The sequence below is a fragment of the Allobosea rubneri genome, from assembly GCF_032464875.1.
Taxonomy (GTDB): domain Bacteria; phylum Pseudomonadota; class Alphaproteobacteria; order Rhizobiales; family Beijerinckiaceae; genus Allobosea; species Allobosea rubneri.
Genome location: NZ_JAWDID010000053.1, coordinates 1 through 20,040, shown reverse-complemented (window position 1 = coordinate 20,040; position 20,040 = coordinate 1). Strand labels below are relative to the sequence as shown.

Annotated in this window: 18 protein-coding genes; 6 read left to right on the top strand and 12 right to left on the bottom strand. The window is 67.7% G+C overall.

Translation table 11 applies throughout. The features are described 5' to 3' along the window. The 6 genes from RKE40_RS23880 to RKE40_RS23855 all read right to left on the bottom strand — a co-directional run bounded on the left by RKE40_RS23880 (position 1) and on the right by RKE40_RS23855 (position 7,151). Complete coding sequence (locus RKE40_RS23880; protein WP_316020698.1) at positions 1–1,614, bottom strand: ABC transporter ATP-binding protein; 1,614 nt, start codon at positions 1,612–1,614, stop codon at positions 1–3. Positions 1,615–1,625: 11 nt separating this feature from the next. After that, the gene (locus RKE40_RS23875) at positions 1,626–2,456 is read right to left on the bottom strand and encodes an ABC transporter permease (protein ID WP_316020697.1); all 831 of its coding nucleotides are present in this window, start codon (positions 2,454–2,456) and stop codon (positions 1,626–1,628) included. 3 nt (positions 2,457–2,459) lie between these two features. Next, a complete protein-coding gene (locus RKE40_RS23870; RefSeq protein ID WP_316020696.1) occupies positions 2,460–3,437 on the bottom strand; it encodes an ABC transporter permease in 978 nt (325 codons plus the stop codon). Positions 3,438–3,578: 141 nt separating this feature from the next. Further along, complete coding sequence (locus RKE40_RS23865; RefSeq protein WP_316020695.1) at positions 3,579–5,183, bottom strand: ABC transporter substrate-binding protein; 1,605 nt, start codon at positions 5,181–5,183, stop codon at positions 3,579–3,581. Positions 5,184–5,232: 49 nt separating this feature from the next. Then, positions 5,233–6,075 (bottom strand): VOC family protein, encoded by an 843-nt coding sequence (locus RKE40_RS23860; RefSeq protein WP_316020694.1) that lies wholly within the window; start codon positions 6,073–6,075, stop codon positions 5,233–5,235. 302 nt (positions 6,076–6,377) lie between these two features. Then, positions 6,378–7,151, bottom strand: a complete 774-nt coding sequence (locus tag RKE40_RS23855) for a GntR family transcriptional regulator (protein ID WP_316020693.1) — start codon at positions 7,149–7,151, stop codon at positions 6,378–6,380. A 137-nt stretch (positions 7,152–7,288) separates the two neighbouring features. On the opposite strand from RKE40_RS23855, the gene RKE40_RS23850 reads away from it, so the two are divergent. Beyond that, complete coding sequence (locus tag RKE40_RS23850) at positions 7,289–8,068, top strand: pyrroline-5-carboxylate reductase family protein (protein ID WP_316020692.1); 780 nt, start codon at positions 7,289–7,291, stop codon at positions 8,066–8,068. Positions 8,069–8,081: 13 nt separating this feature from the next. Here RKE40_RS23850 and RKE40_RS23845 read toward each other — a convergent pair whose 3' ends face one another. Genes RKE40_RS23845 through RKE40_RS23825 form a run of 5 tightly spaced genes read right to left on the bottom strand, consistent with a single transcriptional unit; the run spans position 8,082 to position 11,862 of the window. After that, entirely contained in the window at positions 8,082–8,834 is a 753-nt protein-coding gene (locus RKE40_RS23845; protein ID WP_316020691.1) for an SDR family oxidoreductase, read from the bottom strand. Positions 8,835–8,856: 22 nt separating this feature from the next. Then, positions 8,857–9,792 (bottom strand): 3-hydroxyacyl-CoA dehydrogenase NAD-binding domain-containing protein, encoded by a 936-nt coding sequence (locus tag RKE40_RS23840; protein ID WP_316020690.1) that lies wholly within the window; start codon positions 9,790–9,792, stop codon positions 8,857–8,859. A 2-nt stretch (positions 9,793–9,794) separates the two neighbouring features. Further along, entirely contained in the window at positions 9,795–10,625 is an 831-nt protein-coding gene (locus tag RKE40_RS23835) for an alpha/beta fold hydrolase (RefSeq protein WP_316020689.1), read from the bottom strand. Next, complete coding sequence (locus tag RKE40_RS23830; RefSeq protein ID WP_316020688.1) at positions 10,622–11,509, bottom strand: hypothetical protein; 888 nt, start codon at positions 11,507–11,509, stop codon at positions 10,622–10,624. Before RKE40_RS23830 ends, RKE40_RS23835 begins: the two co-directional genes overlap by 4 nt. 29 nt (positions 11,510–11,538) lie before the next feature. Continuing rightward, complete coding sequence (locus tag RKE40_RS23825; RefSeq protein ID WP_291648168.1) at positions 11,539–11,862, bottom strand: NIPSNAP family protein; 324 nt, start codon at positions 11,860–11,862, stop codon at positions 11,539–11,541. 261 nt (positions 11,863–12,123) lie between these two features. Here RKE40_RS23825 and RKE40_RS23820 point away from each other — a divergent pair, with 261 nt between their 5' ends. Genes RKE40_RS23820 through RKE40_RS23810 form a run of 3 tightly spaced genes read left to right on the top strand, consistent with a single transcriptional unit; the run spans position 12,124 to position 15,368 of the window. Beyond that, entirely contained in the window at positions 12,124–13,110 is a 987-nt protein-coding gene (locus RKE40_RS23820; protein ID WP_316020687.1) for a thiamine pyrophosphate-dependent dehydrogenase E1 component subunit alpha, read from the top strand. Between the two features lie 2 nt (positions 13,111–13,112). Next, positions 13,113–14,087, top strand: coding sequence for an alpha-ketoacid dehydrogenase subunit beta (locus RKE40_RS23815; protein WP_316020686.1), 975 nt, complete (start codon positions 13,113–13,115; stop codon positions 14,085–14,087). A gap of 9 nt (positions 14,088–14,096) precedes the next feature. Further along, a complete protein-coding gene (locus RKE40_RS23810) occupies positions 14,097–15,368 on the top strand; it encodes an acetoin dehydrogenase dihydrolipoyllysine-residue acetyltransferase subunit (RefSeq protein ID WP_316020685.1) in 1,272 nt (423 codons plus the stop codon). 71 nt (positions 15,369–15,439) lie between these two features. Here the strand turns inward: RKE40_RS23810 and RKE40_RS23805 are convergent, their stop codons facing one another. Next, positions 15,440–18,745: an autotransporter outer membrane beta-barrel domain-containing protein gene (locus RKE40_RS23805; protein WP_316020684.1), complete on the bottom strand. Its 3,306-nt coding sequence runs from the start codon at positions 18,743–18,745 to the stop codon at positions 15,440–15,442. Between the two features lie 9 nt (positions 18,746–18,754). Here RKE40_RS23805 and RKE40_RS23800 point away from each other — a divergent pair, with 9 nt between their 5' ends. Then, positions 18,755–19,186: a hypothetical protein gene (locus RKE40_RS23800; RefSeq protein ID WP_316020683.1), complete on the top strand. Its 432-nt coding sequence runs from the start codon at positions 18,755–18,757 to the stop codon at positions 19,184–19,186. 273 nt (positions 19,187–19,459) lie between these two features. Continuing rightward, the coding region (locus tag RKE40_RS23795; protein ID WP_316020682.1) for a hypothetical protein at positions 19,460–20,040 on the top strand (581 nt) is incomplete at its 3' end.

Genomic DNA, 20,040 nt, shown 5'->3' with positions numbered 1-20,040 from the left:
TCAGTTGGCTCGTCCCGGCACGGCCGAGAGCAGCCTTTGGGTGTAGGGGTGCTGGGGCGCGGCGAATATCTCCGCCGTCACGCCCTGCTCGACGACCTCGCCGCGCTGCATGATCGCGATCCGGTCGCAGATCTGCGCCGCGACGCGAAGATCGTGGGTGATGAAGATCATCGAGAGCGAGAGCTTGTCGCGCAGCTCGACGAGCAGCTTGAGCACCTGCGCCTGCACGGAGACGTCGAGCGCCGAGACCGCTTCGTCCGCGACCAGCACCTTGGGCTCCAGCGCCAGGGCCCGTGCGAGGCCGATGCGCTGGCGCTGGCCGCCGGAGAATTCGTGTGGCAGCCGGTCGGTTGCGCTCGGGTCGAGGCCGACGAGCGCGAAGAGCTCCTTGGCGCGCGCCATCGCCGCGCCATGCTTGGTGCCGCGCGCGATCAGGCCCTGAGTGACGAGGTCTCCGACGGTTCGGCGCGGGTTGAGCGAGGCGTAAGGGTCCTGGAAGACCATCTGGACGAGATGGCGATGGCGCCGGAGGCTCTCGCCTTCGAGCTTGCCGAAATCGACGCCGTCGAGTTCGATCGCGCCCTGGTCCGGGTCGAGCAGGCGCACGATGCAGCGCGCCAGCGTCGACTTGCCCGACCCGGACTCGCCGACGATGCCGAGGGTGGCCTGGCTCGGCAATTCGATGCTCGCGGATTTCACCGCATAGGTGACGCGTTCCTTGCGGCCGAACCAGCCACCGCCGCTGCGATAGGTCTTGGATAGCTCGCGGATCGTCGCGATGCTGTTCTGCGGCAGCGTGCGCGGCGGCGGGGGCGTCAGGCTCGGCACGGCCGCGATCAGTGCCTTGGTATAGGGGTGCTGCGGGTTCTCCAGCACGGCCTCGGCGCTGCCGCTTTCGACCACCTTGCCGTGCTGCATCACCATCACCCGGTCGGCGATCTCGGCGACCACGCCGAAATCATGGGTGATGAACAGCACCGACATGCCGGTGCGGCGCTGGATGTCGCGGATCAGCTTGAGGATCTGCGCCTGGATCGTGACGTCGAGCGCCGTCGTCGGCTCGTCGGCGATCAGGATGTTCGGCTCGAGCGCCAGTGCCATCGCGATCATCACGCGCTGGCGCTGACCACCGGAGAGCTCGTGCGGATAGGCGCGATAAGCGGAAGCCGGATCGGGAATGCCGACCTCGTCGAGCAGCTTGAGAGCGCGCGCCTCGATTTCCTTCTTCGGCAGATCGGTATGGGCGCGGAACATCTCGGCGATTTGGTCGCCGGCGGTGCGCAGCGGGTTCAGCGCCGTCATCGGCTCCTGGAAGATCATGCCGATCTCGGGGCCGCGGATCGCCCGCATCTCGTCCTCGGACAGGCGGACGATGTCGCGCTCGCCGAGCATGATCCTGCCGCCGCGGATCGGCAACATGGGCGGGAGCAGCCCCATCAGGGCCGATGCGGTCATCGACTTGCCAGAGCCGCTTTCGCCGACGACGCAGACGATCTCGCCGGCGTTCAGGGTCAGCGACAGGTTCTCGACCGCATGGGGCCGGTCGGCCCCCTTGGGCAGGGCGATGGTCAGGTCCTCGATCCGGACGAGCGGTGCCGGCGCGGAAGCAATCATCTGGGCGGCGCTCATCGGTTGCGAAGCCTCGGATTGAGCGCGTCGTTCAGCCCCTGGCCGACCAGCGAGACCGAGAGGATGGTCAGGAGGATGGCGACGCCGGGGATTGCCGAGACATACCATTCGCTGCGCAGCACCTTGCGGCCCTGGCCGATCAGATTGCCCCAGGAGGCGATGTTCGGGTCGGAGAGGTCGAGGAAGGCGAGGGCGCTTTCCAGCAGGATCGCGGTCGCCATCACGACGCTGCCATAGACGATGATCGGGGCGAGCGCGTTCGGGAGGACCTCGCGGAAGATGATCCAGCGATTGGTCAGGCCGAGCGTGCGGCAGGCCTGGACGAATTCGCGGTTGCGCAGCGTCAGGAACTCCGCCCGCGTCAGCCGGGCCACCGCCGGCCAGGAGACGACGCCGATCGCGATCGTCACCGCCGTGATGTTGGAGCCGACCACGACGACGAGGACGAGCAGCAGGATGAAGTTCGGCAGGGTCTGGAAGGCTTCGGTCAGGCGCATCAGCACGTCGTCCGTCAGCCCACCATAGAAGCCGGCGACAGCACCGACCACGATGCCGATCGCGATCGCGATCAGGGTCGAGACGACGCCCATCAGCAGGGTGGTGCGGGCGCCATGGGCGATCTGGGCGGCGATGTCGCGACCCGAGGCATCGGTACCAAGCAGGAAGCGGCCGGCGGGATTTGGCCATTGCAGCGGCCGGCCGGCGAGGCCGAGCGGATCGCGCGGGTAGAGCAGGTCGGCGAAGACGGCGAGACCGACGATACCTACGAGGAGCAGGAGGCCGAGCATTGCGGCCGGGCTCATCAGGAAGTGCTTGAGGGCCTTCATGGCTCAGGCTCCCGCCGCGATGCGTGGGTCGAGCCGCGCATAGATCAGGTCGACGATGAAGTTCACGAGGATGACCATGATGGCGGAGACGAAGACGATGCCGAGCAGCGTGTTGAGGTCGCGCTGGACCACGGATTCGTAGGCGAGGCGGCCGATGCCGGGCAGCGAGAACACGCTTTCGATCACCACCGAGCCGCCGAGCATGGTGCCGGCCTGCAGGCCGATCAGCGTCACCATCGGCAGGAGCGCGTTGCGCAGCACATGCTTGCGGACGATCTCGCCGCGGGTCAGGCCTTTGGCCCGCGCCGTGCGCACGAAGTCGAGTGTCGAGACCTCGAGCATCGAGGCGCGCATGATGCGCAGGTAGATGGCGAGGAAGATCAGCGCGAGCGTGATCGTCGGCTGGACGAGATGCCGGGCGATGTCGAGCACCAGCCAGATGCCGGTCGCGCCGGAGCCGATCTCGTAGAGCCCGCCCGGCGGCAGCCAGGCCAGCCAGATCGAGAACACGACAATGCTCATCAGGCCGAGCCAGAAGGAGGGCGTCGCGTAGAACAGCAGCCCGAGCAGGGAGATCAGCGTGTCGGCCCAGCCGTTGACGCGCTGCGCCGAGACGATGCCGAGCACCATGCCGGCGAAGAAGGCGAAGCTCAGCGCCGAGAACATCAGCATCAGCGTCGCCGGCAGCCGTTCCAGGATCACGGTCGCGACGGGCTTGTTGTAGATGGCGGAGAAGCCGAGATCGAGGCGGACCAGCCGCCAGAGATAGTCGAGCAGTCGCACCGCGGCGCTGCCTTCGAGCCCGTAGAAGCGCCGCAGCTCCGCTGCCTGCGCCGGATCGCCGCCGCCCATCTGCGCCATCAGCGCGTCGACCGTGTCGCCGGGCGCGAACTGCAGGAGGATGAACAAACCGGCGAGCAGGATGAGCAGCGTCGGCACGCTGCTCATCAGCCGTCGTCCGGCCAGCTTCAGAATTTGCATGGCGTGCTCTTCCAGCGCCGAGCAAGCCGGGATGGCCGCACGAGGCGGGCCATCCGAGATCGCCAAGCGGTGCTTGTCAAAAGACGTTCGTCAGGCCCGGAGCTGCCTGTCGCCAGGGACAGGCAGCTCCGGTGCGTCCACTCAGGACTCGATCCACAGATCCGCCCAGTGGCTCGACGGCCAGCGCGGATTGTTGTGGTGGTTCTTCAGCTTCTTGCTGGTGACCGAGATGAACTGGCGTTCCGTCGCCATCCACAGCGGGACCTCGGTGTTGAGCAGGTTGACGATCTCCGGATAGGCGGCCTTGCGCTTGGCCGGATCGATCTCGAACGCCGCGTCGTCCATCATCTTGTCGGCCTTGGGGTCGACCCAGCCCCACTGGTTGGTGAAGGCGGTGCCCTTCGGGCTGCCCGAGCGGTACCAGACCATGGTGCTGATTGCCGGGTCGGCGCGGTAGATGTGCCAGCCGGTCGAGAGGTCATAATCCCAGTCGCGATAGACCGCGGTGAGATAGGTCGCGGCGTCCGGACGCTGTAGCTCGACCTTGATGCCGACCTGCTGCAGCGACTGCTGGATGAAGGTCGACCAGAGCGGGATGTCCTCGCCGAAGGGCGGGCTCAGCATCTTCAGCGAGAAGCGCACCCCGCCGGCGCCGCGCTTGAAGCCGGCCTCGTCGAGCAGTGCGTTGGCCTTCTTGACGTCGAAGGCATAGTCCGGCGCGCCGGCCTTGTAGAAATTGGTCGAGACCGACGGGATTGGCCCGTGGGCGCGCTTGCCGTTGCCGTACAGGAAGTTCTCGATGAAGAAGTCGGTGTCGACCGCGTGGATGATGGCGCGGCGCACGCGCACATCCGCGAGTTCCTTGCGGCGCAGGTTGAACTCGATCGTGTTCTGGAAGGGCTGGCGCTCATTGCCACGCGAGGAGACCTCGAAGCGCGGATCCTTGCCTAGCCGGTCGATATCGGCCAGCGGCAGCGAGGAGTAATTGCTCATATGGACCTGGCCGGCCTCGATCGCGGCGGTCGCGGCGGCCTTGTCGGTGATGAAGCGCCAGACGATCTTGTCGAGATAGGGGTAGCCCTTGCGCCAGTAATCCGGGTTGCGCTCGGCGATGACGTACTGGCCGCGCTCGTACTGCGCGAACTTGAACGGTCCGGTCCCGATCGGCGCGACGTTCGCCGGGTTGTCGAGGATGTTGGTGCCCTCGTAGATGTGCTTGGGGGCGATGTAGCCGAGGTCGGGCGCCGCGCCCATGAACAGGTCCATCGGCATCGGGCGGCTGTAGCGGAAGATCGCGGTATGGGCGTCCGGCGTGTCGACCGCCTCGAGCGCCGAATGCAGCGCCGTGCCGTAGTTCAGGTGCTTCTTCCACAGCTCCATCGCCGTGTACTGGACATCGGCCGAGGTGAAGGGCTTGCCGTCATGCCACTTCACGCCTTCGCGCAGCTTGATGGTGATGGTCTTGCCGTCCGGCGAGCCTTCCCAGCTCGTCGCCAGCATCGGCTCCAACTCGCCCTTCTCGTTGAGGTCGACCAGCGGCTCCATGATCTTGGAGGCGATGACGTAGACGCCCGTCGAGGCGCGCAGGGCCGGATTCAGGATGCGCTGCTCCTGCGGCATGTGCACCGTGACGGTACCGCCGCGCTTGGGCTCCTGGGCGAAGGCGCCGGCGGGCAAGGCGGCCGCCAGCGCAAGGGCGCCGGCGCTGGCGAGCAGATGGCGCCGGGTCGGATGTCCTGCAGTCATAGTCCCCTCCATTATTGCGGTTGCTTGTGAATTTCTGTCTGGCCGGCGGTCAGCCTGGCCGGCGTGATGCCGTTTCCCAGCCGATCAGCGCCCCGTCGACGGCAGCGCAGGGCAGGGCGCCCGGGCCCGTCCATTCCGCGAAGGGCTGCGCACGGGAAAAGTCGTCGCAGGCGAGCACGACGCCGCAAGGTGGAAGCGCGTCGCCGGGATTGCGGCCCCAGCGCTGCGCGAACCGCGCCGCATCGACGAAGACGAGATCCGCTCCGCGCGGCTGCATCGCGACCGTGAAGGTGCCGTCACGCTCGCCGACCGAAAGCGAAAGCAACCGGCCGCAGAGCTCGGCTTCGGTGCGCGGGTCAGCGGCGACGATCTCGATGCGCTTCAGGGCGCGGGCGCCGTTGCGGTGCTCGATGAGGCTCGGCAGCCAGACCGTCTCGCGGGTGAGATGCTGGCAGGCGAACAGACGCGCGCCGCCGGGCGCCGGCTCCAGCGGCCACTGGAAGATGCGGAAGCCGGCTTCGCCGGTGCGCCCGCCATCGAGATCGACGGGACGGCGGAACTCGAACGGTCCGGTGCTGCCTTCGAAGCCGTCGCGCTTCAGCGCGGCGAGCCCGGCCTCCGCGTCGTCGGTGCGCATGGCGAGGCGTTCCAGCCCTGCGCCGTGGGCCAGGAAGGCTCGCGTCGGCTGGTTGAATTCGGTCGCGGCGAGCACGCCGAGGAGTTCGACATAGTCGTCCTCGAACATGATCGTGTGGTTGGCGGTGCCGAGATAGTCGCTGTGCAGGCCGCGCGGCGAAACCGTGAAGCCGAGGGCCTGCCAACGCTCGGCCGACACCGTGAGGTTGCTCACGGCGATGACGATGTGGTCGAGCCCAAGGACGTGGTCGCGCATTCGGCAAAGGTTCCATGCGAGGCGGGATTTCCCCGATGGCGAGACCGTGTCATAAGTGCATGCAGTTGTACAGGCACTTTTGGCTATCGCGTGCTCGGCTTATGCACAAATCTCGGCTTCGCTGGTGAAAGCGGTGGCAATGCAACGTCCGGCTCGGCGCGCGGCACACTTGGGAAATGAATAAAAATCCTTTGAATACAATGCACTGCCAGAATGCGATGATGCCCGGGCGCGGCCGGGGTGCAGCCTTCGCCGAAGCTGCGCAGGGCGGCCTGCCTGGCAGCGCCGGCGAGATCGCCGTGCTATTTTCGGGAGCGGGCGCGGCCGCGGCGTGGCGCGGTCTGCTCCGGCAGGAAGATCTTGAGCAGGGCTTCCTTCAGCACGGCGCGGGCCTCCGCGAAGGTCAGCGAGATATGGCTGCGCAGGATCTCGATGCCGCGCTCCCGGTCGCGATCGACGATCGCCTGGACGATGCGGCTGTGATCCTCGACCAGGCTCCAGTGCTGCGGCCCGTTCTCGATCTGGACGCGGCGCACGAAACGGATGCGCGCATTCACGCCGATCAGCTGGCGGACGATCTCGGGATTGTTGGCGAGCTCGGCGAGATGGACGTGAAAACCCTCGTCGAGTTCGAGGATCTCGTCGGGATCCTTGTTCTCGTAGCGCATGCGGGCATCCGCCCAGAAGGCCTGGAGCCGGGCGATGCCGGCCTCGTCGGCGCGTTCGCAGGCGAGGGCGAAGGCCCCGGTCTCGATGATCGAGCGCATCTCGAACAGGTCGAGCAGATCGTCGATGTCGACGCCGCGGAAACAGAAGCCGCGATTGGGCGTGAACACCACGAAGCCTTCGGAGGCGAGCCGGTTCAGCGCCTCGCGGACCGGCGTGCGCGAGAGGTCGAGCATCTGCGCGAGATGGACCTCGTTGATTCGCTCCGCCGGACGCATCTTGAACTCGACCAGCTGCTGCCGGATCGCCTTGTAGGCGCGTTCTGCGCTGTCGGCCGCGCGGCGCGGCGCGGGGGATTTCGCGCCCGTCTTGTCGGTGTCGACGCTGGGGGCCTTTGCGGTGTCCGGCATTCCGCCTCTCTTTACGGCCGATCTCTTGCCGCGACGCTCGCGGCCTCACGACGCTCGACGTTTCAAATGGTGTCGCGACCAAAAATCAACCACCGATCGCAAACCCGCCCGGTGGTGTGTGCACTCATGGATGCATCATGACCAGAATAGGCTTTCTCGGCGTCGGCCATCTCGCCCAGGAGATCATCGACGGTCTCCTGCGCAGCGGGCAGCCGGCCTCGGAACTCATCCTGTCCTCGCGCGGCTATGGGCCGAAGCTGGCGGCTCGGCATGGAATCGATCTCGCAACGGACAATCTGCAGCTGGTCGCCGCGGCCGATATCGTACTGTTGGCGACGCGTCCCCGCGATGCCGTCGCGGCGGTCGCGGGCCTCGGCTGGCGCTCCGGGCAGATCCTGATCTCTGCTTGCGCCGGTGTGCAGTTGAAAGAGCTTCGGGCGGCCGCGGCGCCGGCGGAGGTCGTGCGGATCATGCCGCTGACCGCCTCCTCGCTCGGAGCGAGCCCGACGACGCTCTATCCCGACCTGCCGGAGCTCCGGCCGCTGCTGGGGCGGCTCGGCTCGGTGATTCCACTCTCGCATGAGGCCGAGTTCGAGACCGCGACCGTCAGTGCCGCGATCTATGGTTGGGCGCAGATGCTGATCGGCCTTGGCAGCGACTGGTCTGTCGCGCACGGCATGCAACCGGATGCCGCGCGGCGCCTGGCGGCCGAGACTTTCGTGGCAGCGGGCCGGATGATCGCCGAGCGGCCGGAAACGGGCGAGGCGCTGCTGCAGAGTCTGGTGACGCCGGGCGGCATCACCGAATGCGGATTGAAGGTGCTCGCGGCCGAGGGGGTCGAGGCCGGCTGGAACCGGGCCTGCGACGCCGTGCTGGCGAAGCTGACCGACGGCGCCCCGGTCGACCGGGGCGCCTGAACGCTTCTGCGGCTCAGCCCTGCACCGACTTGAAGACATGGCCGCCCACCGCCTGATCGGTCGGCGAGATCTCGATCTCGGTGACGTCGACATGCTGCGGCAGGCTGAGCACGGCGGCGATGGTCTCGGCGATGTCCTGCGGCTGCAGGGCCCGGACATTGCCGTACATCGTGTCGTGCAGCTTGCCGCGGTCGCCGCCGAAGGCGCGCAGATAGATCTCGGTCTCGACGCGTCCCGGCGCGAGATCGGTGATCCGCACATTGCTGCCGGCAAGATCGTAGCGCAGCGAGCGGCAGGCGTGGGACAGGCCGGCCTTGGCGCCGCCATAGGCCGAAGTCCCGGCGAGCACGCCGCGCGCAGCCGTGGTGGTGATGTTGACCACATGGCCGCGCCGGCGCCCGACCATGCCGCCAAGCAAAGCGCGCATGAGGAGCATCGGCGCGGTCAGGTTGACCGCGATCGTCTCGGCGATCTCCTCGGCGCTCTGCTCGTAGAGCGGCTTCACCGTCGCGACCATGCCGGCATTGTTGACGAGAACGTCGATCTCCGCGCCGGCAAGGCCGGCAACGATCGCATCGGGGTCACGCACATCGGCGACGACGGGCACAACACCGAGTTCTTGGAAGACATCGTCGAGCGCCTCGCGGCTGCGGGCGACGCCGTAGACGGTCATGCCGAGCCCGGTCAGGCGGCGGCAGATCGCCGCTCCGATGCCGCGCGAGGCGCCGGTGACGAGAGCTGTACGGTAGGGAAAGTCCGTGGCCATGCGGGGGCTCCCGTTGCTGTCCTCAGAGGGCGGCGCGCTGCGTCATCACGCGCAGCAGGTCGACCAGGCCGGCATCGCGCTGGTCGCGCAATTCGGCATCGCTGCGTTCGCCGATCGCTTCGCGAACCTCGCGCGAGACGCGCGTGATCGTCTCCGGCTGCAGCTTCGCATCGCCGAGATCGTCCCAGATGTCCTGATAGGTCTTGCCGTACTTGGTCAGGAAGGACTCGATGCCGTCGGCGTTGAGGTGGTTCGAGATGAACGAGCCCTGCAGCGTCCATTTCGGGCCCGGCCCGTAGCAGAAGGCGCGGTCGACGTCCTCGGCGCTGGCGACGCCGCTTTCGACCAGCGCGATCGCCTCGCGCCACATCGCGCCCATCAGGCGCAGTGCCAGATGGCCGGTGACCTCCTTGCGCAACACGGCGGGCTTCTTGCCGAGTGCGTCGTAAAAGGCGCGCGTCTGCTCGACGACTTCCGGGGAGGTCTCGCGCCCGCCGACGATCTCGACCAGCGGCATCAGATGGACCGGGTTGAACGGGTGGGCGAGGACGACGCGCTGCGGCCGCGCGCATTTCGCCTGCATCTCCGAGACCAGCAGCGCCGAGGAGGAGGAGGCGATCACCACCTCCTCGCCGACATTGCGCTCGATCGCCGCGAGCAGTTCCTGCTTGAGGTCGAGGCGCTCGGGGCCGGATTCCTGCACGAAGGCAGCGCCGACGAGTGCCTTGCCGAGATCGGTCGAGAAGCGGATCGGGCCGCGCGCGACCCGCGCCGGCGCCAGGTGTTCGAGATCGTCGATCAGGGCCGGGTGCAGCGCCTGGAACGCCTCCCAGCGCGCCGGGTCGGGGTCGTAGCAGGAGACCTCGTAGCCGTGATGCGCGAACGTCGCTGCCCAGCGCTGGCCGATCGTGCCGAGCCCGACGACGCCGATCGGCCCGCGCTCAGGGGTGATGTCCATGGTCATGTCCTCGTCTCGGCAGCGGGGAGCCCGCCGCGCAGGAAATCCAGCACCGCCTCGCGGTAGAGCGCGGGTTCGGCACGCATCGCGTAATGGCCGCCGCGCGGCAGCAGCCGCAGCTCGGCCCGCGGGATCGCGTCCGCGAGGCGCTGCGACAGATAGGCGGGGGTGACGATGTCGTCGGCCGCCACCACGACGCGCACCGGGGCGACGATCTGCGCCAACCGGTCCTGGGCGTCGTGGCCGAGCACGGCGAGCATGCGTTCGCGCACCACCGCCGCATCCGTCGGCTTCGAACGCGCCGCGGCCGCTTGAAGCTCGGCTTCGACGACGGCGTCGTTGACGTCGAGCCAATAGGGCGCGTTGAGCAGCGTCACCGCATGGCGGCGATAGGCGTCGATGCCGAGCTGGTCGAGCAGTTCGATCCGCCCGGCGAAGAGCCGGCGCATATAGGCGCAGGGGCGGGCGAAGGTGGCCGACAGCACCAGCCGCGAGACGCGCTCGGGCTGGGCGAGCGCCAGATCCTGGGCGATCGCACCACCGGTGGAATGGCCGAGGATGGCGGCCCTGGCGATGCCGAGATGGTCGAGCAGGCCGATCAGGTCCTCGCGCATCGCGGCGATGCTGGTCGGCCCTTCCAGGGCCGACGAGCCGCCGACGCCGCGATGGTCATAGGTGACGACCCGGAAATACGGAGCGCAGACCTCCGCGAAGGCGTTCCAGAATGAGGCGAGGCCGCCGAGGCCCGAAATCAGCACGAGCGCCGGGCCTTCGCCGCGGACGGTGTAGGCGAGAGCCCCGCCATCGGGAAGGGAGACGAGCCCGGTGTTCATGACGCGGTCGCCTCAGGGCCGGCCTCGTCAAGCGCCGATCGCGCGGCCTCGTTCACCGCCGACCACGGAATCCGCAGATCGAGCCAGGCCGCCAGCCGGCCGGCGCAGAGGATCGCCTCGTCGGTCAGTTCGGCGAGCGGAATCTCCTCGCGGCCGAACGCTGCCTCCAGGGCGAAGATCGCCGCCGCGCTTTCGCCGAGATGGCAGAAATCGCGCAGCCTCGTTCCGGCCTTGTTGCAGGCCACGGCGGCGATGCGACGCGAGATGCGCGGCTCTTCCCGGGAGAGGCCGCCGCGTACCCACCAGAGCAGCTCGTGCAGGATGCGGGCCTCGGATTCGGCGAGGAAAAGCGGCCCGGCCGGGTGCATGGTGGCGCGCGAGGCCAGGAGCGTCTCGATGTCGGCCGGCGACGCGTCCCAGAGCCTTTGCTTGAGGGCAACGAGATCGGCCGGTAGCGGCGAGGGCGAAGCGATCGCCTCCCGGCCGGTTTCGGCATCCGTCAGGCTGCCGGAGAACAGCTGGCGCCCGTGCTGCTCGCGCAGTTTCAGGCCCAGGGCCTGCAGTTCCGGCAACCCGCCTTCGATCTGGCCGAGCAATGTCACCTCGGCCGTCTCGGCCTGGAGCGGCGCGAAGATCAGCTCGAGGAACTGCCGGGCTGGCCAGTACAGGAAGGCGCCCGGTTGCGCCTCCATCACGTCGACGCCGCCCTCGGCGTCCTCGACGAAGGGCGCGTGCCAGTAGATGTGCTGGCCGGCGATCTTCGGCGTGTGCAGCTGAAGCGCTGCGGGAAGCGTTGCGCTGAGCGCCGCGAGGGTTCGCGGCGCCCGGACGGTGTCACAGGCGATCCGCCAGCGCGTATCGCCGATGTGAAGGTCGAGTTTCATGAATGGCGTCCAGCGCGGCGCAAGATGGCTCAGCCCTTCGGGTTGAAGAACGAGACCGGCTTGAGGATCTGGTTGCGCATGTCGAGCAGTGGATCGGCCTCGACGACCTGCCGGCGATACGCTTGCCAGGCGGGGTCGGCCTCCATCGCGTCACGGCGCGCCTCGCGATCGGCCAGGCTGTCGTACTTCCAGAGATGTACGACCCGGCTGAGCTCGCCGATATGGGTCTGGAAGAAGCCGAAGGGCTCGCCGAGATACTGGCGCTGCATCGGCAGGCCGACATCCTCATAGAGCTTCAGGAAGTCGTTCAGGCGGTTCGGGCGGGCCGTATAGACGCGGTGGTCGAAGATCATCGTGCTTCTCCATGCTCCGGCGGAAGGCCGCCCGTTCTGTCCGATGGTGCCGCCGCCCGCTGCTCGCGATCGGAGGCTGTCCGTGCGGCGTTGCGGCTGGTTTCGCCGCTCACTGCAAGACTGCATTATCTTGTGTAGACACTTATAGCGCTGCGCCGCCGACTGCGCTAGGGTCCCCGTCGGCAAAAGGCACGGCGCGCCGGAGCCGGCTTGTCCCGCCAAGGGCGGGCGATGGCGCTCGGCGCGGGGAGAAGGGTGGCGATGAAGAACTCACCGACGGTCGAGGAGCAGCTGGAGATGCTGCAGCGCATGGTGGCGGTTCGCCGTCTCGAGGAGCGCCTCGGCGAATTGCACAAGGCCGGCAAGACGCGCGGGCCGATCCATCGCTGCGACGGCCAGGAGGCGGTCGGCATCGGTGCGACCGCTATGCTCGACGACGAGGACCTGCTGACCAGCACCCATCGTGGCCACGCGCATTATGTCGGCAAGGGCGTCGGCATGCATCCGATCGTCGCCGAGATCCTCGGTCGCGCCACCGGCGCCTGCGCTGGCCGCGCCGGGCACATGCTGATCGCCGACATGCAGAAGGGCCTGCTCGGCGGCAACGCCATCGTCGGCGGCGGCATTCCGGCGGCGACGGGCTTCGCCGTCTCGCTGCAGATGAAGAACCGTGCCGATGGCGGACAGCGCGTCGCCATGTGCATCTTCGGCGATGGCGCCGCGCAGACCGGCATCTGCCACGAATCGATGAATATCGCGGCGCTGTGGAAGCTGCCGGTCGTCTTCGTGCTCGAGCACAACCAGTACGGGCTGACCGCGCATCATTCGACGCAGTCCTCGGTGCCCGACCTTTCCGTCCGTGCCGCCGGCTACGGCATGCCGAGCGAGATCGTCGACGGCAACGACGTCATCGCCGTCCACCGCGCCGTCGGCGCGGCGGTCGAGCGTGCAAGGCGCGGGGAGGGGCCGTCCCTGGTCGAGGCCAAGACCTATCGCATGGTCGGCTTCTCGACGAGCGATGTCGGCGGCTACCAGAAAGACGAGGATCTCGCCACCTGGCGCGAGCGCGACCCGATCGCGCTGGCGCGCGCCATGCTGGCCGACAGCATCCCGGCCGAGCGTCTCGACGAGATCGCCGCAGAAGCGCGCGCCGAGGTCGATGCCGCCGTCGAGCGGGCGCTGAACGATCCGCTGCCGACCTTCACCGACCATGCGCCGAGCGCGCCCTATTCCGTCGCGGGAGCCTGACCATGGCGATGATGCGTTATGCCGAGGCGCTGCGTGCGGCGCTGCGCGAGGAGATGCAGCGCGATCCATCCGTCTGGTTGATGGGCGAGGACATTGCCGTCTATGGCGGCGTCTTCAAGGTCTCCAAGGATCTGATGGAGGAGTTCGGGCCCGAGCGCGTGCGCGACACGCCGATCTCCGAGCAGACGCTGACCGCCATGGCGGTGACGGCGGCGATGGCCGGCACCCGTCCTGTACTCGAGATCATGTATGCCGACTTCCTGCCGCTCAGCGTCGATGCGCTGATGAATCAGGCCTCGATCTACAATTACATTTGGAACGGGCAGGTCACGATGCCCTTCGTGCTGCGCACGCAAGGCGGTGGCGGCGCTGGCGCCGGCGCTCAGCACTCCAAGAGCCTCGACGCGCTCGTCGCCCATATCCCCGGCATCAAGGTCGTCGCGCCGGCGACGGCGGCCGACGCCAAGGGGCTGCTAAAGGCGGCGATCCGCGACGACCACCCGGTGGTCTTCCTCGAGCACAAGCTGCTCTACAACAGCCGCGACGAGGTGCCGGATGGAGACCATCTGGTCGAGATCGGCAAGGCGCGCATTGCCCGCGCCGGGACGGACGTCTCGATCATCGCCTCCTCGAAGATGGTGGTCGACGCGCTGAAAGCCGCCGAGGAACTGGCGAAGGAGAGCGTCTCGGCCGAGGTCGTCGACCTGCGCACGCTGCGCCCGCTCGACCGCGACACGATCCGGGCCTCGATCGCCAAGACGCATCACGCCGTGGTGGTGAACGAGGGCTGGCGCTTCTGCGGCTATGCGGCCGAGCTCAGCGCGACGATCATGGAGTGCTGCTTCGACGAGCTGGATGCGCCGGTCGAGCGCGTCGCGACCCACGACATTCCGATTCCCTACAGCGAGCCGCTGGAAAGCACGGTCCTGCCCGACGCCACCAAGATCGCGGCGGCGGCGCGCCGGGCGCTGGCCTGAGGAGGGAACATGTCGGGTGAGATAACGCTCGCCGGCGGCGCCGGCGAATATATGGAAAGCGCGACCGTCGTCTCCTGGTCGGCCAAGCTCGGCGATCCAGTCAAGGCGGGCGAAGTCGTCGTCGTCGTCGAGACCGCCAAGGCCGCTACCGAAATCGAGGCAGAACGCGACGGCGTCCTTGCCGAGATCCTGGCGCCCGAGGGCGCGGAGGTCGGCATCGGCGCCGTGCTCGGCCGCATCGCCGACAGCCTGCCGGCATCTGCGCCGCAAGCCGTGACAATGGTCGAAGCCGCGATGCCGGCTCCGGCAACGCTGGAAATGCCCGCTATTGTGGTCAGCGGTGAGGCCGGCCGGCGCATCAGCATCTCGCCGCTGGCACGCCGCCTCGCACGCCAGGCCCGACTGGACCCTGCGGGCCTCACCGGCAGCGGGCCGGGCGGGCGGATCAAGAGCCGCGATGTCGAGCGGGCGCTACGTGAACGAGTGCCGGTGACGGCTGCCGCGATTGCGACGCCAGCCCGGTCGGTTTTCGCGATGCCGACCGCTTTAACCGTCCCGCTTGTACTGATCCACGGCTTCGGCGCCAATACCGCCGCCTGGAATACGCTAAGGCCCCATCTCGATGGCGGGCGTCAGGTCCTGGCCCCGGAACTCCCGGGCCATGGCCGCACCGCGGCCCTGTCGAAGCCGTCGCTGGATGGTCTCGCCGAAGCCGTGCTGGCGCAGATCGAAGCGAGCGGCGCAACCGAGTGCGATCTCGTCGGCCACTCGCTCGGCGGCGCCGTCGCGGCGGTCCTGTCGGGCAATCTCTCTGTCCGTGTTCGCTCGCTCACCCTGATCGCTCCGGCCGGACTTGGTCCGGAGATCGACGGGGCCTTCCTCGCCGGCTTCCTCGCGGCCCGTACACCGGAAGGCCTGCAGCCCTGGCTCGACCGCCTGGTCGGCGACGCTGCAACGCTGCCGCGCGGCTACGCTCAGGCCGTTCTGCGCGAGCGTGAACGCTTCGGCGTCGGAGCCGCCCAGGCCGATGTGGCGCAGACGCTCTTCCCGGACAGCACCCAGACGATCCGGATCGCCGGCGACCTCCAGCGCTTTTCGGGGCCGCTCAAGGTCCTCTGGGGGCGTTCCGACCGCATCATCCCACAGGCACACCAGAACGAGCTGCCCGGCCATGTCGCTTGCCACAGCTTGGAAGGCGTCGGCCATATGCCGCATGTCGAAGCCGGCGCGCTGGTGGCGCGCCTGGTGATGCAGTGCGTCAGGAGTGCCGCGGTGGCTTGACGAGGGGCGCACCTTGCAAGTCCGGACGATGAGGAGGGTGGTACGCGAAGCGCGCTCAACCCTCCTTTGCCTCAGAACCGCCACGCCAGACGTGCCGAGCCTGTATGGGACAGGAAGTCCCGACCGGTCTGTGCCTGGTATTCGCCGGTGAACTCCAGCCCGCTTCCGGAGCTGATCTGCAAGCCGAGGCCGAGATCCAGCAGGCGATCGGGCATCCGCGAGCGACTCTCGAAGGTTCCGACTTCCGACGGCGCCCCGATCAGGCTGGCGCGGGTCGTGAAGTGATCCGAGGACAGAAAAGTGAAGCCGACGGTCGCATATGGTCGCGCCCAATACCCGCCGGAAAGTTCGAAGCGGCTGCCGATCTCGAGGTTCGGGTTGATTGCGAACACCGTCTTGCTCTGCCGGTGGACGTCGAGATCTAGGCCTTCCGCGCCGTATTCACGGAAGGCGGGCGTGCGGAGATGGAGCGCGTCCACGTCGACATAGGGGCGCAGATACCAGTTTGCGAACGGCAGTTCGTAAGCGGCACGGAACCGTCCGCCGAGTGCCTCGACATGCGATCGGCTCTTGGCCACGGCCGTGATCGAGTCGATCGTGATCGCTCTCAGGTTCTGCTGCTCGGTCTTTCCGATCGTAGCAGAAGCCGCGAACAGCCAGTTGCCGAGCTGTCGCTTCACGGCGATCGATGCGTCGTAACTATCGGTCTTGCTGCCAGTGATGCCGTCCGCATCGTCGAGTTCGCCGCGCGCGAACGACGCTGTGGCACCGATGAACCAGCCGGGAGAGAACTCCTTCTGCCCGCCGATGCGATAGCTCGTCTGCCGCTGGCGATAGCCTCCTTCGTCCGGGGAGGGCGACATCCGCGAATAGTCGCCGCTGATCCGCCCCCAGACGCATTCGCCTTCGCGCATCAGCGTCGTCCCGCCCTCGAAAGCGGGGCAACTCATCGCCGCCCGCATCGACAGGCGTGCATCCTTGAACTTCGTGTTGGTCACATACTGCGTCGATTCGAGCGAAACCTCATCGAGCGCCGCGCCATACCGCTCCGGCGTCCCGATCCCTAGGAAGCGCGGGAAAACGCTTCCTTGCGCCTTCGATCCGGCATTCCATGCGGCCTGCAGGTGCTTGGCGGCCTCGCCTTGATCGCGTGTCAGCGTCATGCCGGCCGGGTTGTCGAACTTGGCCTGGGGCGTGAGCGTGATGCTGCCCCATTCGCGGCCGATCGCCCAGGATATCGGTATGCCGTTTCCTTGCGGGCCGGTGACGCCTCCAAAGCCGTCGACTCCTCTCGTCGCGGACACGACCCGGTAGTTGCCCGGCAGCAGCCACGAAACTCTCGGCTCGATGTCATGGCCAATGTGGGCCGAGCCGTCGACCTGCAACTGGCCGTGGCTCAGGCCGTTGTTCGTTACAGGATTCATGAAGTGCACGATCATCTGGCCCTTGTGCTCGAAGCGGCCGGTGACACGCGCCCGGCCTCCGATGTCGAACACGCCATCATTCCGGAAGAGCCCATTTGGGCCGACATTCACATATCCGGAGCTGGCGACGGTATATCGCCCTCCCGGCATGTTGATGAAGGTGTCGTCTGCCAGGTTGCCCTGGCGAGCCAAGTCCACATTCCCAATGATCTCGCCATGATTTTCGAGCCGATCCGCATGAACTGAACCCAGGATCGCGGTGCCCGAGATCGCGCTCAGATGCGATCCGCTCTTCAGGACGATCTTGTTTTCGTCGTTGCCGCCATCGATGCGGATGCCTGCACCTTGCCCGGAGCCACCGATGATCGTGCCCGCGTGCTCGATCGTGATCGAGCCGGCCTTGCGCGTGCGGTCCAGGGAGCCGTCGGTCTTCTGGACGCCGCTTTGCAGATAGATGCCATAGGCGTCGTCACCGAAGGCGAGGATCTGGCCGCGCGTATCGAGCTTGATGATGCCGCCTTCGCCTACCGCCCGGGAACGGGTCGTGCCGCCGTCCTTGGCCATGCCTGCCTTGCCATTGACGTCGAATGTCCAGCCGCCGCCGCCGCCCAGGCTTTGGGCGAAGATGGCGTGGGCGGCCTTGCCCCTCGTCGCGAGGGTGAACGAGCTCTGCGGATCGGCCATCTTGAGCTCGATATCGCCGCCTTTTCCGCTGGCGGCGGAGTCCCGGACGAACCCGGCTCCTTGGCTTACAGGTGCACCGTAGCCGACGCCGGTATAGCCGCCGCCGCCGCCGATCGACTGCAGGAAGACGGCGTGCGCACCATCTCCTTCGGTCCTGACGGAAGCGCTGCCGCCCAGCTTGAGCTCGATCTTGCCGCCGGCTCCCCCGCTGCCGCCTTCGGCTCCCATCTTGGTCGCCTGCTCCAGGAACCCCCTGCTCGAGGCATCGGCGCTGAAGCCGCCGCCGCCGCCGATGCTCTGCGCGAATATGCCGAACGCGCCCATTCCGTGCGTCTCGATCGTTCCCGAATGAGAGAGCTCGACCTTGCCGCCGGCGCCGCCACGACCGCCCTTTCCACCGAAGGCCAGGGTGGCTGCGGGCATCGGCAGGATGGTGGTCGACAGGTTCTCCTCGCCGCCACCCGTGGACGTGCCGTCGCCTGTGACGAGGCCGACCTTTCGCAGCAACTCGTAGGTCAGGTCGAGCGCTTCCTGCTGATCGGCATCGGCGGCCAGAACCGAGGACGATGTCGGGTCGGGTCGGCTGAAGATGAACGCTCCGCCGCCTCCGCCGATGCTCTGCGCGACCACCGCATGCGCTTCGCGACCACGCGTCTCGATCTTGCCGGTGTTCGTGATCTTCACCGTGCCGCCGGGCGAGCTTTCTCCCGCGTCGCCACCCATCCGGACATTGCTGGAAATCGAAATCGAATTGCCGCTGGCTGCCAGCGCCCCGGTGCCGCCGCCGCCACCGACGCTCTGCCCGAAGACCGCGATCGAACCCGCGCCCGCAGTCGCGATGTCCCAGGTGTTCGTCACGATGACGTCGCCGCCCTTGCCCCCCTTGCCGCCATCGGCGCCGAACGTGAAATTGGCGTTGATGTTGTTGTTGCCGGTGGCGACGCCGCTGCCGCCTCGGCCGCCACCGCCGCCGATCGACTGCGCAAAGATGCCCCAGCTGTTGTCGGCTTTGGTGGCGATCGTGCCGTAATTGTCGACGGTTACGACCCCGCCTTCGCCCGCCGTCCCGCCCGAACCGCCGAAGGCGAGCGTGAGATCGATGCTCGGAAACTCCTGCTTGGGCTTGGAGCTTGCCTCCTTGTAGGCAGACTTCAACTCGCTCTTGAGCTTCTGCAATGCGACGCCGGCGACGGCGAAGCCGCCGGCCTTGAGCAGACGCTCGCCGAAGCTCTTGTCCTTCTCGATTAGGATGTTGACGATCTTGAGCACGTTCTTGGCGTGGCCGATCTTCGTCTGCGCCGGGCTCTTCTTGTCGAAGAATTTGTAGTCCTCGACGGCCTTCTTGTCGTTCGGGTCGCCGATCGCGCTGACGATGAGGCCGTCGACCTTGAACAGTTCGTCGACGACCTGGACGATGAACTCCGCCGGCTTCTCGCCGAATTCCGGCAGCTTCTTGGTGCTGCCGCTGAAGCTGCCGCCATTGCCGCCGCCGCCGCCGACGCTCTGCGCGAAGATCCCGATCGTGCCGGGCCCGCCCAGTTCGATACGCGCGCCCGCACTGTTGGTCACCGAGACGACGTCCCCCTTGCCGCCGCCGCCTCCGCTGCCGCCCATCGTCAGCTTGCCGCTGAGCGTGCCCTTGCCGCTCGCGAGATAGCCGGCGCCGTTGCCGCCGCCACCGCCGACGCTCTGGGCAAAGACGCCAAATGAGTTCTTGCCGGTCGCGGCGATGAGGCCGGCGTTTTCGACCTCGATCTTGCCGCCTGCGCCGCCGTCACCGCCCGATCCGCCGACCGCGACCCGGGCCGAGATGGAATCCGCGAGCGGAAGGGTCTCGCTCGCGATGGTCTTGGCGATATCGTTGAACGACAGTCCCGGTGCTGCCTGGGCCGAGCCGCTGCCGCCGTTTCCGCCACCGCCACCGATGCTTTGCGCGATGATGCCGGTCGCGAAGTCCCCGGCGGTTCGAATTGAGCCGTAGTTGTGAACCGTCACCGCCTTGCCGCTGCCGCCGTCGCCGCCGGCGCCGCCGACGGACACGGCCAGTCCGATATTGGCATAGCCGCTCAGCATGTCCGCGGTCGTCGTCGCCGATCCGGCGGAGCCCCCGCCGCCGCCGACGCTCATCGCCTCGATACCGGTCGCGTCGTTGCCGAAGGTCGAGATCGCTGCGCGATTGTAGACCACGGCCTCGTCGCCGCTGCCGCCCTTGCCACCTTTGCCACCGACGGCGAAGCTCAGCGAAACCGCCGGCAGGTCGGGCGGGGCTACCGCCAGGGCGTAGCTCGCGGCATTGCCGCCATTGCCGCCGCCACCGCCGACGCTTTTCGCCTGAATCCCGATCGCGGCACGCCCCTTGGTCGTGATGAGCGAATCGTTGTCGACCGTGACCTTCGCGCCATTGCCGCCGTTGCCGCCGGCGCCGCCGATCGCGATCGACAGGCTGGCGACCACCCCGCCGGACGAAGCCTTGGCCGCTCCGCCGACGCCGCCGCCGCCGCCCACGCTCATCGCGATCAGGCCGGTGGCCGCCTCGCCGGTCGTGATTATCGATGGTGCTGTTC

Excerpts from the sequence above, each read along its gene's own strand:
- RKE40_RS23825 (WP_291648168.1), bottom strand. The coding sequence starts at position 11,862 with ATGATCTTCGACCACCGCGTCTATACGGCCCGCCCGAACCGCCTGAAC.
- RKE40_RS23835 (WP_316020689.1), bottom strand. The coding sequence starts at position 10,625 with ATGAACACCGGGCTCGTCTCCCTTCCCGATGGCGGGGCTCTCGCCTAC.
- RKE40_RS23855 (WP_316020693.1), bottom strand. The coding sequence starts at position 7,151 with ATGCCGGACACCGCAAAGGCCCCCAGCGTCGACACCGACAAGACGGGC.
- RKE40_RS23860 (WP_316020694.1), bottom strand. The coding sequence starts at position 6,075 with ATGCGCGACCACGTCCTTGGGCTCGACCACATCGTCATCGCCGTGAGC.
- RKE40_RS23830 (WP_316020688.1), bottom strand. The coding sequence starts at position 11,509 with ATGAAACTCGACCTTCACATCGGCGATACGCGCTGGCGGATCGCCTGT.
- RKE40_RS23815 (WP_316020686.1), top strand. The coding sequence starts at position 13,113 with ATGGCGATGATGCGTTATGCCGAGGCGCTGCGTGCGGCGCTGCGCGAG.
- RKE40_RS23820 (WP_316020687.1), top strand. The coding sequence starts at position 12,124 with ATGAAGAACTCACCGACGGTCGAGGAGCAGCTGGAGATGCTGCAGCGC.
- RKE40_RS23840 (WP_316020690.1), bottom strand. The coding sequence starts at position 9,792 with ATGGACATCACCCCTGAGCGCGGGCCGATCGGCGTCGTCGGGCTCGGC.
- RKE40_RS23870 (WP_316020696.1), bottom strand. The coding sequence starts at position 3,437 with ATGCAAATTCTGAAGCTGGCCGGACGACGGCTGATGAGCAGCGTGCCG.
- RKE40_RS23880 (WP_316020698.1), bottom strand. The coding sequence starts at position 1,614 with ATGATTGCTTCCGCGCCGGCACCGCTCGTCCGGATCGAGGACCTGACC.
- RKE40_RS23865 (WP_316020695.1), bottom strand. The coding sequence starts at position 5,183 with ATGACTGCAGGACATCCGACCCGGCGCCATCTGCTCGCCAGCGCCGGC.
- RKE40_RS23845 (WP_316020691.1), bottom strand. The coding sequence starts at position 8,834 with ATGGCCACGGACTTTCCCTACCGTACAGCTCTCGTCACCGGCGCCTCG.
- RKE40_RS23875 (WP_316020697.1), bottom strand. The coding sequence starts at position 2,456 with ATGAAGGCCCTCAAGCACTTCCTGATGAGCCCGGCCGCAATGCTCGGC.
- RKE40_RS23810 (WP_316020685.1), top strand. The coding sequence starts at position 14,097 with ATGTCGGGTGAGATAACGCTCGCCGGCGGCGCCGGCGAATATATGGAA.
- RKE40_RS23850 (WP_316020692.1), top strand. The coding sequence starts at position 7,289 with ATGACCAGAATAGGCTTTCTCGGCGTCGGCCATCTCGCCCAGGAGATC.